Source organism: Prevotella sp. tc2-28, assembly GCF_900107705.1.
Lineage (GTDB): Bacteria > Bacteroidota > Bacteroidia > Bacteroidales > Bacteroidaceae > Prevotella.
The window spans coordinates 122,851-142,855 of the sequence record NZ_FNRE01000006.1 but is presented as its reverse complement, the minus strand read 5'-3'; the positions used below and the strand labels follow the sequence as shown (position 1 = coordinate 142,855).

At 53.8% G+C, this 20,005-nt stretch carries 16 protein-coding genes; 10 read left to right on the top strand and 6 right to left on the bottom strand.

The window, feature by feature from the left end:
• Nucleotides 1–53: 53 nt before the first annotated feature.
• The 5 genes from BLU47_RS14750 to BLU47_RS07230 all read right to left on the bottom strand — a co-directional run bounded on the left by BLU47_RS14750 (nucleotide 54) and on the right by BLU47_RS07230 (nucleotide 5,327).
• The gene (locus BLU47_RS14750; protein ID WP_176780492.1) at nucleotides 54–170 is read right to left on the bottom strand and encodes a smalltalk protein; all 117 of its coding nucleotides are present in this window, start codon (nucleotides 168–170) and stop codon (nucleotides 54–56) included.
• A gap of 109 nt (nucleotides 171–279) precedes the next feature.
• Nucleotides 280–825 carry an HU family DNA-binding protein gene (locus BLU47_RS07245; protein ID WP_091960474.1) on the bottom strand — a complete coding sequence of 182 codons (546 nt, stop codon included), beginning with the start codon at nucleotides 823–825 and terminating at the stop codon, nucleotides 280–282.
• A 414-nt stretch (nucleotides 826–1,239) separates the two neighbouring features.
• Nucleotides 1,240–2,985, bottom strand: coding sequence for a S28 family serine protease (locus tag BLU47_RS07240; protein ID WP_176780491.1), 1,746 nt, complete (start codon nucleotides 2,983–2,985; stop codon nucleotides 1,240–1,242).
• Nucleotides 2,986–3,025: 40 nt separating this feature from the next.
• Nucleotides 3,026–4,579 (bottom strand): S41 family peptidase, encoded by a 1,554-nt coding sequence (locus BLU47_RS07235; RefSeq protein WP_176780490.1) that lies wholly within the window; start codon nucleotides 4,577–4,579, stop codon nucleotides 3,026–3,028.
• A gap of 91 nt (nucleotides 4,580–4,670) precedes the next feature.
• Nucleotides 4,671–5,327 (bottom strand): outer membrane beta-barrel protein, encoded by a 657-nt coding sequence (locus tag BLU47_RS07230; RefSeq protein ID WP_176780489.1) that lies wholly within the window; start codon nucleotides 5,325–5,327, stop codon nucleotides 4,671–4,673.
• 302 nt (nucleotides 5,328–5,629) lie between these two features.
• On the opposite strand from BLU47_RS07230, the gene BLU47_RS07225 reads away from it, so the two are divergent.
• Nucleotides 5,630–6,790, top strand: coding sequence for an ATP-binding protein (locus tag BLU47_RS07225; RefSeq protein ID WP_091960462.1), 1,161 nt, complete (start codon nucleotides 5,630–5,632; stop codon nucleotides 6,788–6,790).
• An 88-nt stretch (nucleotides 6,791–6,878) separates the two neighbouring features.
• Here BLU47_RS07225 and BLU47_RS07220 read toward each other — a convergent pair whose 3' ends face one another.
• On the bottom strand, nucleotides 6,879–7,904 hold the full coding sequence (locus tag BLU47_RS07220) for a substrate-binding domain-containing protein (RefSeq protein WP_176780488.1): 1,026 nt from the start codon (nucleotides 7,902–7,904) through the stop codon (nucleotides 6,879–6,881).
• A 169-nt stretch (nucleotides 7,905–8,073) separates the two neighbouring features.
• Here BLU47_RS07220 and BLU47_RS07215 point away from each other — a divergent pair, with 169 nt between their 5' ends.
• From BLU47_RS07215 to BLU47_RS07175, 9 genes are all read left to right on the top strand, one after another.
• Nucleotides 8,074–8,865 (top strand): four helix bundle suffix domain-containing protein, encoded by a 792-nt coding sequence (locus tag BLU47_RS07215; protein WP_143025497.1) that lies wholly within the window; start codon nucleotides 8,074–8,076, stop codon nucleotides 8,863–8,865.
• 77 nt (nucleotides 8,866–8,942) lie between these two features.
• Complete coding sequence (locus tag BLU47_RS07210; protein WP_091960455.1) at nucleotides 8,943–9,842, top strand: helix-turn-helix transcriptional regulator; 900 nt, start codon at nucleotides 8,943–8,945, stop codon at nucleotides 9,840–9,842.
• Nucleotides 9,843–10,030: 188 nt separating this feature from the next.
• Nucleotides 10,031–10,291, top strand: a complete 261-nt coding sequence (locus BLU47_RS07205) for a hypothetical protein (RefSeq protein WP_091960452.1) — start codon at nucleotides 10,031–10,033, stop codon at nucleotides 10,289–10,291.
• Entirely contained in the window at nucleotides 10,288–10,695 is a 408-nt protein-coding gene (locus tag BLU47_RS07200) for a hypothetical protein (RefSeq protein ID WP_091960449.1), read from the top strand. Before BLU47_RS07205 ends, BLU47_RS07200 begins: the two co-directional genes overlap by 4 nt.
• A 221-nt stretch (nucleotides 10,696–10,916) precedes the next feature.
• Nucleotides 10,917–11,579 carry a Rha family transcriptional regulator gene (locus BLU47_RS07195; RefSeq protein WP_091960446.1) on the top strand — a complete coding sequence of 221 codons (663 nt, stop codon included), beginning with the start codon at nucleotides 10,917–10,919 and terminating at the stop codon, nucleotides 11,577–11,579.
• Nucleotides 11,580–11,585: 6 nt separating this feature from the next.
• Nucleotides 11,586–13,883 (top strand): DUF3987 domain-containing protein, encoded by a 2,298-nt coding sequence (locus tag BLU47_RS07190; RefSeq protein ID WP_143025496.1) that lies wholly within the window; start codon nucleotides 11,586–11,588, stop codon nucleotides 13,881–13,883.
• Between the two features lie 79 nt (nucleotides 13,884–13,962).
• Nucleotides 13,963–14,442: a DUF5675 family protein gene (locus tag BLU47_RS07185; protein WP_091960443.1), complete on the top strand. Its 480-nt coding sequence runs from the start codon at nucleotides 13,963–13,965 to the stop codon at nucleotides 14,440–14,442.
• Nucleotides 14,443–14,521: 79 nt separating this feature from the next.
• Entirely contained in the window at nucleotides 14,522–16,699 is a 2,178-nt protein-coding gene (locus BLU47_RS07180) for a hybrid sensor histidine kinase/response regulator transcription factor (RefSeq protein ID WP_091960440.1), read from the top strand.
• A gap of 145 nt (nucleotides 16,700–16,844) precedes the next feature.
• The gene (locus tag BLU47_RS07175; RefSeq protein ID WP_091960437.1) at nucleotides 16,845–19,952 is read left to right on the top strand and encodes a SusC/RagA family TonB-linked outer membrane protein; all 3,108 of its coding nucleotides are present in this window, start codon (nucleotides 16,845–16,847) and stop codon (nucleotides 19,950–19,952) included.
• Nucleotides 19,953–20,005: the final 53 nt, after the last annotated feature.

Genomic DNA, 20,005 nt, shown 5'->3' with positions numbered 1-20,005 from the left:
CCCCAAGCTGTGAAGCCCCGGGGAGGATTTCTTTGTTGTCACCACCCTTGCGCCTAAAGCAGTGCCAGTGGTCCGTGGCCCATGCACGAGGTCGTGCCGAATGCCGTCAGTGCAGCCGTCAGAATGCTGACAATGAACTGCAGAATCGTTTTCCAAGTTTCTTTCTTCATAGATTAAAAATTAAATTCTTTTTTTTTGGCACGGATGGCCACGGAATTTTTTTAATTAAAATTAAGGGCTAAAAAACAGTGTCCATCCGTGTCCATCCGTGCCTAAAAATTACCCTTCGTCGACGCCGTCTACGATGCTACCGTTGTCGCCGCTGTCGTCGTTCCCGTTCCCGTTATCGTTCCCGTTCCCGTTAGGGTTAGCGTCAGAATCATCCTCCACGTCTCCGCTGTCGCTGGAGGTCACGCGCTTGAGCACGTTGCCGTCCTCGTCGAGGCAGGTGATTTGGATGGAGGTGTTCTTCAGCTCGTCCTTCAGGTCCACGTTGGGGGTGAAGATGATGCGGCGCACACTGATGAGGCTGGTCTTCACGTCCTCGAGGTCGGCAACGGCCTTGGAGCGGACGCCGAAGCGCATGGTGCCGAGTCCGGGCAGGGGGATGGAGTGACCTTCGGTAGCCCAGGTGCGGATGACCTCACCGGCAGCGTCCCAAGCCGCCTTGATGACACCAGCAGAGATGCCGCTGTGGGTGCTGGCCTCGCTGAACACCTTCTTCTCCTGGATGGGGACGTAGAGGTCGGGACGCATCACGAACTTCTTGCCGGGGTTCTTACCGAGCTTTACCTCGCGGCGCTGTGCAATAATCTTAATAGCCATACTGTTGATAATTAGTTAGTTGTAATAAATTTTGGTTAGTACTCTCTGTGTCGCTCGCTGAGGGCGCTGCCGCGTGCTTAGTGAAAAAATCTGCTATGGTTAATGCGCGCAATTTCCAGATTTAATCTTCGCAATTTTTTTCGTTAACGGCTCGCTCGCCGTCCTCATTGATTGACTTTGCAAAGGTAAGCATTTTTCATGGTGCCTCCAAATCCGGAAGGTCGCAGAGTGCAAAAATTTGTTAACGCCATTTTGTGACATTGCCACATTGTCACAGTAAGCATCCACCGAAGAACACCTACGTTATATAAGAATATATAATAATTATAATTATTATATATTTATAATAATACCTTTCTCCCTTTGCCACCACCTTATTGTGGCAAAGTGGCAAAGAGACAAAGGGACTAAGCCTTATTTCAGGAATTTGTTGAGTGCGTTGACGATGAGGTCCTTCGACTCGGTTGTGTAGAAGTCGCGATGCAAGAAGCTGTCATCGTGTGTGGCAATGGCGTCAACCACCTTTACGATCATCGGGTTGACCTGGGCGGCGGCGTCGCTGATGCCTGAACCCGTCCAGGGGTCGTTGTAGGCATAGACGAAGATGATGGGCTGTGTGCGCTCCGTCTCCACCCAGTTGCGGAAGTCGGTCATGAGCTTTCCGCCGTCTTGCTTGTAGATGCCTGCAGCCCCTGCCTGTGAGTAGGCATACTGGATGGTGAACATGTCGTTGACGCGCTCACATTCCTCCTCCGTCAGGTATCCCGTGCCGTTGACGATGCCATAGTCGTTCTCCGAGTGTCCCAACTCCATGAAGGCCTGTATCTTGTAGGGTGCGGAAGGTTCGGCGCGGCGGAACAGGAGGAAATTCCACTGCTCCTCGGTGAGATCGATGTTGTCGTCGTTGTCGTCGTTGTCGGCGCGCGTAGTGCCTTCTTCCTTTTTGACGGCGGGGCGATTTCTCAGGAATTCAAACAGTTTCTTGTCGTCCCAGGTGATGAAGCTCTTGAAGAAATCCCACTCTTCTTGCGTCGCGGTATTGTTCTCCAGGCGTGTCAGGTCGGGAACGTACTGCGCCCACACCCTGAAGGGGATATAGGAGTATTTCCCGAACAGGGCGTTGTAGTAGCTGTTGATGGCAAAAGCCGCCAGGTCTTTCGTCTGGTTGCCCGTGCTCATCGCGCTTTTGCTATTATACTGTTCCATCACCCTGGTATAGTCTTCGGGTATGGCTTCGTAGAATGCCTTGATGGCCGCACGGCGGATATACTCGTTGGTACATATCAGCAAGGGGATCTTGCGCAGGCGCTCGCCTGCGACAGCCTCTTTCGAACCCACAGGATAGCCCGAACCGCACACGTCTCTCAGGTAGGTTACCGCGGTGATGTCGCTGCAGCTGTAGCTGCCGTCGTTGTAGGTGGTACCCACCATGAACGGTGCGCAGAAGGGCACGTAGACGTCGAAGTCCTTCCATCCGTTCTGTTCGCTGTAGTAAGCCTGCAGCGCGGTGGTGATGCCGTCTTTGCTGGTGCCTGTGCAGGCCCACTTGCCGGTCTTGAAGAGGTGTTGCTTCAGTGCGCTGACCACGTTGTGGATGTCGCTCGCCTGCTGGTCGGCATGGAGGTAGGTCATTTTGAGGTTGTCGAAGGGCTCGGGCAGTGACTCTCCGAAGTAGCGGTGCTCGATGTGCAGCTCATTGGCATCCAACTGGGTGGACAGGTCGTGGGAATACTTGTTCAGCGTATAGCCGTGTGACACGAGGACGACATTTTTGTCCATGCCATGGTACTTGAGCCAGCACTGTTGCGAATAGGTGCCCTTCTGGGGGTTTTTGTGGTCGACAGGTTGTATGAAGAAGAACGAGTAGTACCGCGTTTGCACTATCTTGCTGTCGCCGTCTGCGGTGTCACCTGCCCGCTTGGCGCCGGTCTCGTTGCCGCCAGCGTCGTCATAACTGTCATCGTCCGCACTGTTATCCGGTAATAATTGGACATTGATGACGCCGGGAATAGCTTCCAGGATGGCCTTCACCTCGTCGGTGCTTGCGGACTGTTCCTCACTGTTGTTGTCGAACCCTACCTGGTTCATGCTGTCATCCGTACAGCCGATGATCATCATCGTGGCCACTGCGGCCAACAAGTAATATCTGATTTGATTCATTATGCGCATTTTTTTAAACATACCTCTTACCTCTTACCTCTTACCTCTCACCTCTAATATACTGAAGCGCCCGCTCCAGCTGCGTGTCGTGACCGTTGTTGTGCTGATCTTCATCCAGTTCAACGGGGATGTCGGGCTCGATGCCGACGCCTTCCAGCGATTGCTTGTTCATGTCAAAGGCGGCAACCATGGGCAAGTAGACGTATACCGGCGTCGTGTTTTCCACACCGATGTGTCCGGCATAGTTGGCGCTGAAGTCGGTCGCGTCAGACAGTGCGCAGATGCCGCCCCATGTGCGCGAGCCTACCAGGCGTGCGTTGGGCATCTGCTTGGCAGTCAGCGACGTCGCCTCCGACATGCTGACCGACCAGCAGTTGACGAGGAGGGTGATGGGCACGTCGTCTACTATCTCGTGTTCGGTATCCATCGTGTAGATGGTGGAAGGCATGAATGGCGAATAGTCATAACGGCCTGGACCGCGCTTGTAGCGCGTATAGCCAATCTGGAAACCACCTTTGGGCAGCATGCTGCCCAGCAGGTAATAGGAGTCGCTGACCAAGCCGCCCGGGTTCGAGCGCAGGTCGATGATGACGCCCTTCAGCTTCTTCTCCTTGTGCAGCCTCTGTACGGCTTGGAACCATGCGGAATAGGTCTGATTGACCTGTTTGGCAAGTTCCATGGTTTGCTTGTCAGTGCCGAAATTCTTATTGATCGACTCTGCCGACATGTAGGGCGTCAGGCTGAATGAGCTCAGGTAGAAATAGGCGATGTTGTCCTTGAACAGGGCGTACTTCACCTCGATGCCGTTTTCGCAGAATATCGTGTTGATAGGCTCCAGGTACGGCACGTTCAGGAAGGCGTACTGCGAAACCACCGCGTTGTATTCCTCAATGGTTTTCTGGGTCACCTTGGAGTACTTCTTCTGCAGCTCCTCCAGCTTGGCGATCAGGCGGTCCAGATGGTATAGCGTGGTGGCTTCAGCCCCCGTAGGCAGCTCCTTGTTAATCAGTTCTTTCTGTTTGTCTTGTGCCCAGCTCAGTCCGATACCGTCGGCATTCATGATGCGTTTGTACTGCTCTTCCGCATCGGTGTTGACCTCTTTCAGTTCCACCAGTTCCTGTCGATCGTAGTAGGGTTGCAGGTCAGGTACGAAATAGGTTAGCATGAAGTCCGGACGTTCCTCGTTGCGGATGATGCCCGGCCCGGTTTTCACGTAATTCCCCGTGGCATGGTTCATGAAGGATACCTTCATGTGGCCGTCGTGCAATGGCGCAACCATCTCTTCCATCAGTTTCTTCAGTTGTTCGTCGCTCACCTTGCTCGTTGTGGTGTCGAGTGCCTCGAACTTAGGCAGCATCACACGGTAGTGCTCGTCCCAGTCCAGGCCGCACGCCTCCTCATAGTCCCACAGCGAGTAGGTGCTGTTCATGGCATTCCAGAACACCTTGAACTCCTCGGCATAACTCTTCTTGGCGCCAGCGAAGGCCATGTCGTCGTTGTAGACATAGCTCAGCATACCGTCGCTCTCTTTGTGGCACGATGTGACACTCATCATCAGCATCAGCGCCCCTAATATCATGATCTTATGTTTCACCATTTCAATTCTTCAATTCTTCAATCCTTCAATTCTTCAATCCTTCAATACTTCAATTCTTCAATTCTTCAATTCTTCAATTCTTCAATCCTTAAAAGCAATACCAAACTCCGGCTTGCAAAGCCAGTGTGGAATGATAGCGATAGTCCTTCACCACGTCAAGCACCTTGACGGTGCTCACCGTGCTGTAGTAGTAGCGCAGCTCCACCTGCGCAGCCCAATGGCGGGCAAAGCGATACTCCACACCGCCACCGCCTACGAAACCGAAGTCCCAGCGCTGGTCGCGATTGTCATAGAAGTCTACCTTCTCGGTGAATTCATACGTCCTGCCGTTCAGGTTGCTCGAGTCAAAACCCTTGCGGCGGCTGTTCAGCCAGTAGCCGCCGTAGACACCGAGGTTGACGAAGCCGCGAACCTGCTGACCGCCAAAGCTGAACGTACCCATCACGGGCAACTGCAGGTAGTTGTTGACATACTGGTAGTCACAGATTTTCAAATTCCTACGGTCCTGGCGGTAGTTCTTCTGCGTCCAGTCCAGTTCGACGCGCACACCGGCCCAGTCGGTCACGTCGTATTGGCCCATGATACCCATGGTGACGCCCCAGCGGTCGTTGAAACGATAGTCGTTCTGGTACTGTTTGTCAATGATAAAGTGGTTCAGGTCTGCACCACCGTTGACACCCACGCGCCATTGGGCAAAAGCCAGCATCGGCAGCATGAGCGCAAGCATTGTGAATGTTTTCTTCATTTCCATTATTGTTCAATAACCGGCTGCAAAGGTACTACTTTTTTTCTTCACCAGCCCCAGATTTTAACACAAACTTTCGATTACTCCTTAACATCTTTTAAGCGCAAACGTTTACGGAGTGTCGAAAGTATTTCCAGTGCACAGAGGGTCCCCGTGTGAGATTAAATAAGCATAAAGGCTTAATAACGATACTCTTACTTCGGATTTTCGACGAATATCCGAAGTGTTACTTCAGATTTTCTGCTTATTTTCTTGCGTAGTTGACATATTTTTATTATATTTGCCCCCAAAATAAAAATGTGATGTTAGAAAGAATACTGAAATTACGAGAAATAGAAGATGACAGCCTGTTTCTGTGGGGTAGTCGTCAGACAGGGAAAAGTACGTTGTTAAAGGCGCTTTTCCCTAAAGTCCGTCTTTATGATTTGCTTAAAACGGATGTTCGCATGGCATTTCAACTTCGGCCTGCATTACTACGTGAAGAATGTGAGTTGTTGGATGAGGGTGAATTAGTTATCATTGACGAGGTGCAGAAGGTTCCTGCATTACTTGATGAGGTACATTGGCTGATAGAGAATCGCGGACTACGATTTATACTGAGTGGTTCAAGTGCCCGTAAGCTTCGCCGTAGTGGTGCAAACCTCCTGGGGGGTAGGGCTTTGAGGTTTACGCTATTCCCTCTTGTAAGTGCTGAGATACCAGTTTTTGACCTGTATCGTGCATTAAACAATGGCATGTTGCCTCGTCATTATCTGGTGGCAGATCCGTCGAAGCGTATTCAATCGTACATTGGCGACTATCTGCAACAGGAGATAGTTGAGGAGGCTATTGTTCGTCAGTTGGATGCATTTACCCGTTTTTTGCAAGTGGCGGCATTAAGCAATACAGAGATTGTTAACTATACCAACATTGCTCAGGATTGCGGTGTGTCTGCTAAAACGGTGAAAGAGTATTTTGCCATCCTTGAAGAAACCATGCTTGGTTTCCATCTGCCTGCATATACAAAAATAGTGAAGCGTAAGCTTATTCAATCACCGAAGTTCTACTATTTTGATGTAGCTATCCCTAATCATCTGCTGCATCGCAGGACACTCCAGCCAGGTACTGACATATATGGGCATGCACTTGAGCATTTTATTGTCCAAGAGTTGAGGGCATTTATATCATATAACCATGGTGAGGATAAAACGATGAGCTATTGGCGTACGCTCGATAACAAATATGAGGTGGATGTCTTGATATGCGATGCCTTGACTAATCATGTGGAATTGGCTATTGAGGTGAAATCGGCCGACCATGTGGTGTCGAGTGATACAAAGGGGCTTAAAGCCTTTAGCGAGGAGCACCCTGATGCAAAACTTATTATGTTGTCGATGGAAGAAAGGCCAAGAATGTTGAATGGAATTGAGGTGTGGCCGGTAGAACAATTCCTTTCTCGGCTTTGGTCAAAGAAAATAATCTAAGACACTTCAGGGTCTGTCCCCCGTGTGCGATAGAAAAAACGGAAGCCTGCGTGGCTCCCGTTTTTCTTTTCTTTGTCACCGTGTGCGCTTAAAGGTCGTCTTTCGTGATGACGGTAATCTTAGAGTATACGGTCGGGATGCCGGCAACGGTCTGGGTGCCGGTAATCGGCAGGTTCATCATCAGGTTGTAGACAATCATGGCGGTGTTGTTAGCCATGTCCTTCAGGTTCTTGTCGATGGTCATGGTCTGCTTGCCGCTCTTGATCAGAGCCTGCGAAGCGGGCGAGTTGTCCTGACCGGTGATGATGGGCATGTTGGTGATGCCAGCTTCCTCCAGTGCTGCTACGGCACCCTGTGCGGCATTGTCGGTGGCTGCCAGCACCATGTCGGGGCACTCACCCGTGGCGTAGCTCTTCAGACGGTCTGCCATGGCTTTCTTCTGGTCTGCTACATCCCAGCTGTCACCCTTCACATCGTCGAATGCCGTCTTGCCACTCTTGACGACCAGTTTCCCTTCGTCGATGAATTTCTGCAGCAGTTCCATGGCTCCGTCATAATAGTCCTTGGAATTGCCGTCGGTGGATGGTCCCTGCAGCATTTCGAGGGTCATGGAAGCCTTTCCAGAAGCCTGGAATTTGTCAATCAGGAACTGCGCCAGCATGTGGCCTACGTCCTTCGTGTTGGTAGAAGAGAAAAAGGCGATGCGGGGGTTGTCAAAGACAAAGCGGTCGTGGCATACCAGCTTGACATCGGGGTGCTGCTCCAGCAGGCCGGACTCGTTGATTTTCTTGTAGTCGACAGTCGTCAGCACGATGTATTTCACGCCGTCGTTGATGGCCTTTTTCAGCTGTTCTACCTGCTCGGCGGCACCCTCGGCGGTCTCGGGAGCCACGTAGGAAGTGGTCTTGATGCCGTATGTAGCCATGGCGTCCTCCAAGTTTTTCAGGTCAGTGCCCCAACGGTCGATACGCGAATTGTCGGGCAGCAGCAGTGCCACTCGCTTTTGCTGATCATTACCGTCGTTGTTGTCTGTGTTGCTGCATGCTGTCAGTCCTGTCATTACTGCTCCACCCATCATGATGGTGGCAAGCATTCCAAAGATATTGTTTTTCATAATGATAAAATAAAGTGGTGTTAGTGTCTGCAAATATACGCAAAAAACAGGTTCTAACAACTTTTTGGAAAAAAAAAATTGCATGACGGCAGCGCACTTTCTGCATTTTTTATTTTTTTTTCCTACGAATCATGGGAAAAAATCGCAAAGATTGTATTATCTTTGCAGCATGGAATCCGGAAACTCCGGAAACTCCGGAAACTCCGGACAATCCGGAAACTCCGGAAAATCCGGAAAATCCGGAAAACCAATAAAACCTCAAAAAAAAATGACGCCTACCCCCGACGAGAAACATCCGCACATACAGCATTATGCCGATGGCACAGCCAGCGTGATGCGCAAGGTGGTGGTCTATACCGAGCTGCGCTTCTATAAACGCAGCGATGTCCTCTATCAGTTGACGCAGGTCTTCTGTCAGCGCTATCTGCCCCGCTATGGCGACCGCACCGTCGACCAGATGGTACAGGCTGCGCGCAGCACCAAGCAGAACATTGCCGAGGGCAGCACCGACGGCCAGACATCTACCGAGACGGAACTGAAACTGCTGGGCATTGCGCGCGGCAGCAACCAGGAGCTGCTGGAGGACTATCAGGACTACCTGAAGCGCAAAGGCATGACTGAATGGTTCGGTAAGAACGACCGCTTCGACCGTCTGCACCGGTTCTGCCAGGAGCATACCCGCTGGGACGACTACCGTCCGCTGACGGAACGCATGAACGACGAAGAACTCGCCAACATGGCGATATGCCTTTGTCACCAGGTGGACAAGGCCATGACCAAATACATCGAGCGCAAAGACCGCGAGTTCACCACCGAAGGTGGTATCCGCGAGCGCATGACCGCAGCAAGGCTCAACCAGCGCGAGACCCAGCGCCAGACCATCGAGCGCCAAGCCGCCGAAATAGCCGCCCTCCGCAAGGAGATCGCCCGGCTGCGCGCGCTGCTGGCGGAGCGCGGATAATGCGGAATCTCCGGAATCTCCGGAATATCCGGAAAATCCGGAGAATCCGGAAAAACCGGGAAAACCCCACCACCCCAATGAAACAAGTAAAATTATTCCGACAGTACATTTGGATAATCAACACGCTACGGCTCAACGACAAGATGACGCTGAGCCAGCTGAACCAGAAATGGATAGACGACTGCGTGACCGACGGCAATCCGCTGGCGCGTAGCACGTTCAACCACCACCGCGAGGCCATCCAGGACCTCTTCGGGGTGGTTATCGACTGCGAAAGAAATACCTACCGCTATTACATCAGCAACCCCAGCGTGCTGGCCGACGACGAACTGACACCGTGGCTGTTCTCGACCATGACCGTACATGGCGTGCTGGCTGACAGCGTCGCCGTGAAAGACCGCGTGGTACTGGAGGATGTGCCCGCCGGCATGGAGTATCTGTCGCTGCTCGTGAGCGCCATCAAGAGCAACCACCGCCTACTCATTGGCTACCAGAAATTCGGCGTGGAAGGCTACGAGAAAGTGGTGTGCCCGTATGCGCTGAAGCTCTTTCACCAGCGCTGGTACCTGCTGGCGCGCACTGCCGACGACCAGATGCGCATCTACGCCCTGGACCGCATGACGAAGGCGGAGCAGACCAACGAGTCGTTCACCATGCCCCGTGATTTCTCGCCGAAGGCCTACTTTGCCGAATACTTCGGGGTGCTGACCATGCCCATTCCGATGGCGCACGTCGTCATCCGCGCCTACGACACGACCCCTAACTACCTGCGCACATTGCCCCTGCATCACTCGCAGCGCGAGATAGCCACTACCGCCGACCATGCCGACTTTGCCTACGACTTGCGACCCACCACCGACTTCCTGGGACAGCTGCTTTCGCACGGTGCTCGAATCGAAGTGCTTGAACCTAAGACGGTTAGACAGCAGATGAAGCAGATGATAGCAGATAGCCTGGAAAGATACCGAAAGCCTTAAATTCTTAAATAACGTTAAATGTAATAGGGATGTACCTGGATTCTCGTACACCCCCTTTTGTATATTTGCCACCGAAAACGAAAGTTAAACTTAAAAATCTATAAGTATTATGGAAGGATTATTCTTTTTTTTCGTGGTAGCAGCGAGTGTTGGCAGTCTGGTAAGTGACATTCTAATGGGAGCAGGCAATGGATATCAGAATGATTGAAGAATGGTGCTACCAGAAGGATGCTGAGATTGCCGAACTGCGCGGACAGTTGCAGTATCTGTGTGAACGGCAGTTGGCAGCCGAGTCGATACCGATGGAGATACACAACCACTTCGAGGCGGGCAGCACTTCGCAGGTGTTTAACGACAGGGTGATGGGTAAGTTCACCAGGAAACAGAAAAATTACAAAAAGAAAAAGGAGCAATTGAAATGGAAGAAAATCATGAAAAAAGCGTTGTGAATCATTATGAGGCAGGCTCGAACTGCCAGGTGTTTAACGGCGACATCACCGGGTGTGTGTTTGCCATGCCAGGGGCTACGGTGACGCAGCAGCCCGTCATGACAGCACCCCACAAACGACCGCCGCAGGAACTGCCGGAGCAGTATGAGGCGCTGACGACGAGTGCGCCATGGCAGCGTGCGCAGGAAGCCGGACTGATTGGTGCCGACAATCAGCCCACGGGTACGCGCACCGAGGCTGCCCTGCTGGCCAACGTGCTGGCCGCCAAGTTGCATATTGCCAACAAATGGAAGTTCTTTGAGGCGCTGTGGCTGCGCAACAACATGCGCGGTGACTACAACACCGCCCTTAACCAGATGAAGTCGTTGGAATTCCAAGAAAGGCTGAAAAACATTTTAGGCTGATAATCAGCAACTTACATTATTCCGTACCCCCTACGCGTACCCTCTGCGTAGGGTTTTTTTGTGTTTTATTCGCCGTACCTTTGCATCGTCAACAATTGATTGACGGTGCTCTTTGACATATTGATACAACAATCCGCACGGGGTAGGCCCGGCGAGATACATGAAACACACACACATACATACATAACATTATTTATTCATCATTTAAAACACACACAACAATGAAAACAATCGAATTAAACACACAACAAACCATGACGTCGCTCGAAATTGCCGAGCTGACAGGTAAACAACATTTTCATGTCATGGAAGCCATCCGCAAGATGGAGCCAGCATGGAAGAAGATAGCCGCATCGAATTTTCGATTGGGCGCTTACAAGGATGCAAACGGGCAACTTCGCCCTTGCTACCAACTCACCAAGACCGAGTGCCTCTACATCGCCACGAAGTTCAACGACGAGGCACGTGCCAAGCTGGTGCTGCGCTGGCAGGAACTGGAGATGGCTGAGGTAAGCAGGAAGATGGCTAATGTGAGATGTCTGCCGGAACCGAAGAAGATTCTGGCACTGGCCGACGAGATCATCGGCGATGGACTGCGCCTGCTGAACGCCGGTGCCGAGGACACGCTGACGGCTACGCAGGTGGCCAAGACGTTCAACATGACGGTCTACGACTTCAACTGCGTGCTGCGCGACATGGGCATCCAGTACCGCCGCTACGGACGCTGGAACATCTCCGACGACCTCGTAGGCCGCGACCTGGTGCGCCAGCGTACGCACGTCAGCTACTCGCTGAAGGGTGAGAAGAAGGTACGCACGTATATGACGTGGACCATGAACGGCCTGCGATTCCTGAATGCAAAACTGGGTTACCCTAATCTTTAATCTATCATGAGTGTACATATCGTTTACAAGCAGAACGGGGTGAAGATGATGCGCCCCGTTCTGACGAGAGCCGAATACATCAGTTTGCGCAACGGCGGTTTCCAGCAAGACAACGTGGCGAGAATCCGACAGGGCGACGAGGCGGTGAAGACCAGTCTGGTGCAGATGAACTACTCCTGTCTGCCCAACGACGACGGCACGCTGAAAGGCTCGAAGCGCATGAGTACGACGGTGGGCATGGACATCGACCACATCGCCCCCGACGAGATGGCCAGCGTGAAGCAGCGCATACTCAGCAAGCAGGACGAGCTAGGCCTGCTGATGCTGGAGGAGAGTGCCCGCGGCAAAGGCTACCACCTGGTGTTCCGCCGACAGGCGGCGCTGAGCCAGGAGCAAAACCTGAAGTGGGCGAGCGACCTGCTGGGCGTGGAGTATGACACGGGTGCGAAGGACATCACGCGGGTGTTCTTCACCACGACGGAGGCGCAGCTGCTTTTCCTGGATGATGAGGTTTTTAGGGTTGAGGGGGGCGGCGGCACCGGAATATCCGGAATCTCCGGAAACCCCGGAATCTCCGGAATCTCCGGAATCTCCGGAAAATCCGGAAAATCCGGAGAATCCGGCGGCGGCACCCGCCAATACCCCGCGGAATACCACGGCATCCCCTTCGCGGAGATCATCGCGAAATACTGGCAGGTTAACAACAACGGCTATGAACCTACCGAAGGCGACCGCGACACGCTGACCTACCAGCTGGCGTGCGACCTGCGGCACATCTGCGGCCGTAACTTCGAATGGCTCGACCAGGTGATCCCCTGCTACGACGGATTCCCGCTGGAGCAGAAGCGCGAGAAAATCCGAAATGCACTGGCGTCGGAATTCAACGGATTCCCCGTCAGACTGCGAAATACGCTGAATCTTTTTAACGGGAACGGGAACGTTAACGCTAACCTTAACCTTAACGCTAACCTTAACGTTAACGATAACGTTAACCTTAGCCTTGACGGGGGTGATGGTGATGCTTCGCTGTCTGCTTTCCACTTTCAGCCGAAGAACCTGCCTATAGGTCTTCGGGAGAGTCTGGTGGGTGTGCCGGAGTCGATGCACATGCCGGTGCTGTGTGGTGTGCTGCCGATAGCTGCTGCCTATGCTGACCAGGTGGAGACCACCTATTGCGACGGCAACGTGCACCACCTGGGACTGATGTCGATTATCCGCGGTGAGCAGGCCTCGAACAAGAGTGTGGTGAAGAATGCCGTTGACGTGTGGAAACGCCAGTTCGACGACGAGGACATGCTGGCGCGCCAGCGCGAGGAAGCGTGGAAGGAGCGCAAGAAAGGTCGCAAGGCCAACGAGAAAGCCCCCGAAGACCCCAAGGTGCTGATTCGCGTGGTACCCGTGACGGTGTCCTGTTCCACCCTGTTGAAGCGATTCAAGAACGCGCAGGGGCACACCATCTATTCGTTTGGCGAAGAGCTGGACACGCTGCGCAAGACCAACGGAGCCGGCTCGTGGAGCTCGAAGTACGACATCTACCGACTGAGCTTCGACCGAGGCGAGTGGGGACAAGACTACAACTCAGACGCCGCCGAGTCGGGCGTGGTGAGGGTAGCCTACAACTGGACGATGCTGGGCACCAATGGTGCCATGCGCAAGTGCTTCCGTCAGGACAACATCGAGAACGGACTCTCCAGCCGTATCCTCGTTGCCGAGATGCCCGACGCCAGCTTCGCCAAGATGCCCAAGTTCCGCAAGCGTTCTGCCGACGACGAGGCCAGCATCCAGGAGGCCGTCACGCGACTGCGCGCATGCAGTGGACTCATCGATGTGCCCCGTCTGCGTAACGTCATCGCAGCGTGGGTAGAGGACAAGCGCGTGGAAGCCGCCAAGGACATAGACCACGTGAAGGACGTCTACCGCAAGCGTGCGGCGGTGATTGGTTTCCGCTGTGGCGTCATCTTCCACCTGCTGACGGGCAAGGATCGCGAGACGAAGCCCTGTCTGGACTTTGCCGTGATGATGGCGGACTACTGTCTGTACCAGCAAATCAAGACCTTCGGCGAGGCACTGCGCAATGAGTATGTCAAGGCACAGGACGAAGGACAGCGGTATACCGTCAACCACTCCGTGTTCGACCAGCTGCCCCCCACGTTCACCATGGAAGACCTGCGTGCCATGAAGCAAGGCTTCTGCGGCGAGTCGGCGCTGAGAAACATCATCAGCCGATGGTACCGCGACGGTTGGATAGAGAAAACCGACGCGAAACACTGGACGAAGTGCCACAGTGCCACTTTGTCACAATAAGGAGAGTTTACAGTTTAGAGTTTACAGTTTACAGTTTACAGTTTACAGTTTACAGTTGAGAGTTGAGAGTTTAGAGAAAATGGAACTGATATTAGAACGAATAGCAAAACGGGAGGCCTACACGATAGGTAGGCTTTCCGTGGCAGAAAGGATAGACGATGAATACCTGGCAGGCACGCAGAAGACCTATTTCTGCGACACCCTGGAACCCCCCGTGGTGGAAATGAAGACCACCGTGGCGAAAGCCGCCGTGATGCGGTCGCCGGCGAAGGTGCAGTCGCTGAAGCCCTTTGCCATCCCCGAAGGCCGCTACGCCGTGGTCATCACCCATTCACCCAAGTTCAAGATGTGGCTGCCCCTGTTGCTCGGAGTGCCTCATTTCAACGGCATCCGCATCCACATGGGCAACACCGTGAGCGACACCCAAGGCTGCATCCTCGTCGGGCGCAACCAACTGGTAGGCCAGCTGCTGGAGTCGCGCAAGTGGCTCTACGAGCTGAAGCAGAAGATCGTGGAAGCCAAAGACCGCGGCGAGGGCGTCTGGCTTACCGTCAGGTAGAATTGTCAAAAAACTGGGACATTATTTGGTTATGTTCCAGTTTTTTCCTATCTTTGCCTCTGAAAAAAATAAACTAGCGATGAAAAAGTCCACCTTATTATTATATGTAGTGCTGGCCGTGCTGCTGCTGACCGCCTGTAACGACGAGAAAACCTACCACATCGCCGTGTCGCAATGCTCGATAGGCAACTGGCGATTCAAGGTGAACGACGAGATGCTCGCCGCCCAGCACATGTTTCAGCAAGACGTGAAGGTGGAAATCATCAACTGCTATGACATCTCAGAAGTGCAGTGCCGGCAGATAGACTCGCTGGCCGACAGCGGTATCGACCTGCTGGTCGTTGCCCCCAACGAGTATTCCGAGGTAGCCCCCGCCCTGAAGCGCACCAAGCAGAAGGGCATACCCGTCATCCTGTTTGACCGCAAGGCGGAGACCGACGACTATACCGCATTCATCGGAGGCAACAACGTGGCAGTGGGCGAGCAGTCGGCCAACTATGCGCTGCTGCTGGCCATGCAGACCGAGCGCCGCTCGATACTGGAGATAGCCGCCCTGCAGAGCACCTCGCCCGCCCGCGACCGTCATCGCGGCTTTGAGCAAGTGATGCGTAACCACCCCGAGGTGGACTACCGCTACATTATCGGCGACTGGGACGACAACCACACCTGCGCCACGCTGCTGAAGGAAATCAAGGAAGGCCGTGTGCCCGATGTGGTGTTCTGCCATAGCGACTTCATGGCGATGGGCGCCCACCGAGCCGTTGCCGAGGCGCAGCTGGAAGACAAGGTGAAGATTATCGGTGTTGACGGTCTGCCCGGTCCCAACGAAGGAATCGAGGCCGTACAGAAAGGCTGGTTTGCCGGTACGTGTGTCTATCCCACCCACGGCGAGAAAATAGTCAGACTGGCCCTGGACATCCTGACGGGTAAGCCCTACGAGCGCGAAAACGACCTGCGCGGCATGATGATCACCCCCGAGAATGTGGAGATGGTGGCGCTGTACAGTCAGGAACTGGTGGAGCAGGGCAGTCAGCTGGTGACCATTCAGGACAAGCTGGAAGAATATTTCGGACTGAACCACCTGCAGACGAAGATTATCTGGGCAGGTGCACTGGCTATCGTGCTGCTCATCATAGCCGTTGTGCTGACGTGGACGGCCGTTCGGCAACTGCGTCGCGCGCACCGCCGCATGAAGCGATGGAACAAGGAACAGACCTTGTTCTACACCAATGCCAGTCACCAGCTGAAGACCCCGTTGACGCTCATAGCAGGCCCTGTACGCCAGTTGCTGCAGCGCCGCGTGCTGACAGGCGAGAACCTGGAACTGCTGGAGATGACCGAGCGTAACATCACCCAGATGGAAGGTGTGCTCACCGGTGTGCTGAACTTCCGCAAGGACACCACCATCACCACCGTGGCCGACGACACCGTCGAACAGCTGCAGGAGTCGGCAGCCAACATCGTGAAGGAGGAGCACCTGAACATGCTGACACAGGAAGATACCGAGGAACTGCCCGACATCCTGATTGTCGACGACAATGCCGACATGCGGCGATACCTGCGCACCCTGCTGGCCGCCCGCTACTATGTGCTGGAAGCCCCCGACGGACAGAGCGGTCTGCAGCTGGCCCGCGAGAAAGTGCCCGACCTGATTATCTCCGACGTCATGATGCCCGTGATGGACGGTCTGGCGTTCTGCAAGAGTCTGAAGGAAGACTTCATCACCAGCCACATCCCCGTCATCCTGCTGACAGCCCGCAGTACCGAGGCGCAGCAGATGGAAGGCTACGAGCACGGTGCCGACGCCTATCTGACCAAGCCCTTCCGCGCCGACCTGCTGATGAGCCGTATCGACAACCTGTTGCGCAGTCGCCAGCAGTTGCAGACCATCTTCAACGGTAAGCCGCAGGACGAGCAATCGGTGCAGATGACCACTCAGGACAAGCTCTTCATAGACCAATTGCGCGAAGTCGTCAGGGAACGCATGTCGAACCCCAACCTGAAAATGGACGAGCTGGGCGAGCTGCTGGGCATCAGCCGCGTGCAGCTGTACCGCAAGGTGAAGGTGCTGACAGGCCTGTCGCCCGTCGAACTGTTGCGCCAGATGCGCCTGGAGCGTGGCAAGGTGCTGCTGAACACCACGACGAAGACGGTGGCAGAGATAGCCTATGAGGTGGGCTTCGGTACCCCCAGCTATTTCACCTCCTGTTTCAAGAAGCAATACGGCAAGCTCCCCATGGATTTCCGTGCTGTCTAATACAAATCGTAAAGATGCTCTTTGAAATGTTACATGAAACATTTTTATTAATCCGTGAACGATAATTTCTAAGCTTTTGCGCGGTTAATACATACTTTTGCAGCAGTTTTATGAGGCAAAGTATTAACTAAAAACGTAAAAGCAAATGAAACAAGCAAAGAGATTCTTACTCAGTTTCCTGACGCTTCTGACGTGTACTATAATGTACGCGCAACAGGAAGTGACAGGTACGGTGACTGACGCCATGGGCCCGGTCATCGGTGCTACCGTGATGGAGAAGGGTACCTCGAATGGTACGGTAACCGACTTCGATGGTAACTTCAAACTCAAGGTACAGGCCGGCAAGACACTGGTCTTCTCCTACATCGGTTACAAGAACCAAGAGTTGCCCGCCAAGGACGGCATGCAGGTGACGATGGAAGAGAACGCCAAGGAACTGTCGGAAGTGGTCGTCGTGGGTTACCAGACCCAGCGTAAGGCCGACCTCACCGGTTCTGTGGCTGTAGTACAAACCAAAGACCTGAAGACAGCAGCCAGCACTGACCCCATGTCAGCCCTGCAAGGTAAGGTACCCGGTATGACGATTACCTCAGACGGTTCGCCTATCTCCACCGGTACCGTCCGCATTCGTGGTATTGGTTCTATCAACTCGTCGCAAGACCCCCTGTTCATCATCGACGGAATGCCTACCACCAGTACGCTGAACTCGCTGAACATGAACGATATCGAGTCGATGCAGGTACTGAAGGACGCTGCCTCGGCGTCTATCTACGGTTCGCGCGCTGCCAACGGTGTCATCATCATCACCACCCGCAAGGGAAAGAAAGGCGACAAGGTGAAGGTGGAATTCTCTGCCAACCTGACGGCACAGTTCTATAACAAGCAGTCGATGATGAAGCTGTCCAACTCCGCCGAGTATGCCACCGCCATGGCACAGGCCGCCATGAACGACGGACTGGATCCCGAGGTCTATGCCAACAACTACGGACTGACGCTGCATGCCACGCAGGGTACGCCCATTTCGGCCTACAATCCTGCCACTGGTCAGATGGAGAACTTCACCGTGAACGGCCGCTACAACGGATACATGAACGTATCGAAGACCATGCGGTACAGCGACACCGAGTGGCTGGACGCCATCTCACGAACCGGTTTCCTGCAGAGCTACGACCTCTCCGTATCGAATGCCTCCGAGCGTTCCAGCGTGATGGCTTCCGTAGGCTACAAGAAGAACCAGGGCATCCTGAAGTACACCAAGTTCGAGAACTTCTCAGCCCGTGTCAATACCACTTATAAGATTAACAAGATTGTCAGCGTCGGCGAGAACCTGACACTGACCTATACCGACCAGGTGGACGTAGCCCCCATGGAAGGAGCATTGAAGATGGCACCGACACTGCCCGTATACGAAGAGGACGGCGTCACCTTCTCAGGTCCTGTGGGTGGTATGAGCGACCGCCAGAACCCGTTGCGCGAGTTATACCACAACCGCGACAACGCCCTGAAAGTATGGCGCATCTTCGGTAATGCCTATGTCGACCTGACCCCCATCAAGGGACTGACGGTACGTTCCAGCTTCGGTCTGGACTTCGACGCTGCCAACATCCACCACGTGACCTATTCGTTCCGTTCGGACAAGGTGAGCAACAACACCCCTGCCACCAGCGTGTCACAGGCCAACGATACCAAGTGGACTTGGACGAACACCGCCAACTACAACTTCGTGCTGAACGGAGAACACACCTTCAACCTGCTGGCTGGTCTGGAACTCTACAGCCAGAACCGCGTAGACTTCAGTGCCAGTGCCGAGATGTTCGACCTCGAGACCTATAATTATATGTGGCCCAACGCAGCCACGGGCACCCAGCGCGCTTCAGGTATCGAGGAAGGCTACAAGCTCGTCTCGCTGTTCGGTAAGATTGACTATAACTTCAGAGACCTCGTGCTGGCCTCATTCACCATCCGTCGTGACGGTTCGAGCCGATTCGGTGAGAACAACCGCTACGGTACGTTCCCCGCTGTCACCCTGGGTTACCGTGTGTCACAGCACCTGAAGCAGCCCTGGATTGACGACCTGAAGATTCGTGCCTCTTGGGGACAGACCGGTAACCAGGCCATCTCCAACTACGCACGCTATGAGCTCTATGCAGCTACCTATGGCGGCGGCACCAACGAGTCGACAGCCTATGACCTGCGCCTGCAGAAGTCGGGCACCTTCCCCTCAGGATACCGTGCCACCCAGGCAGCCAACAACGACTTGAAGTGGGAGACCACCGAGCAGTGGAATGCCGGTCTGGACTTCACGCTCTTCGGCAACTCGCTCTACGGTACGTTCGATACCTATATCAAGAAAATCAAGGACATGCTGATCAACCCCGCATACCTCGGTTCAATGGGTGAGGGCGGTGCTTCATGGAGCAATGGTCCGTCGCTGAAAAACTGGGGTATGGAGTTCGCCCTCGGCTATCGCCACACCACCCATTACGGACTGCGCTACAACATCAACGGTAACCTGGACTTCTTCCGCAGCAAGGTGACTTGGTTGCCGGAATATGCTACCGGTTCCTATCCACACACCACCAAGGAGAATCTGGTGCAGGCAGGCAAACCATATACCGCCCGTGTAGGCTATGTCGTCGACGGACTCTTCCAGTCGCGTGAGGAAGTGCTGGCCAGTGGTCAGGAGAACGCCCGCGTGGGTGGTCTGAAGTATGCCGACCTCGACGGCAACGGTATCATCAACGACGACGACCAGACATGGATTTACAATCCGATACCCGATTTCTCATGGGGTCTGAATATCGAACTGGCTTGGAAGAACTTCGACTTCTCGATGTTCTGGCAGGGTGTTGCCGGCGTCGACGTCTATAACGACCAGAAGTTCCAGACGGACTTCTTCAGTCTCACCGACACAGGTTCCAACAAGGGTAACCGCATGCTCGACGCATGGACAACGGCCAACACCGGTTCCAGCATCCCCGCGCTGACCACTTATTCAACCAATGAAGGACGCCCCAGCACCTATTTCGTGGAGAACGGCTCCTATGGTAAGTTGCGCAAGTTGCAGTTGGGCTACAGCATCCCCGAGAAATACATCTCGAAGCTCCACATGAGCTCTGCCCGTCTCTATGTGTCAGGACAGAACCTGCTGACCATCAAGAGCAGTTCGCTGACATGCTCAGACCCGGAGAACCCCGGCTTTGCCTATCCTCATAACACCTCCGTATCGTTTGGTGTACAGGTGGGATTCTAATGTAACACGGCAAAACCAACCAGAAAAAAAGAAAATAGTCAAATTGTAAATTA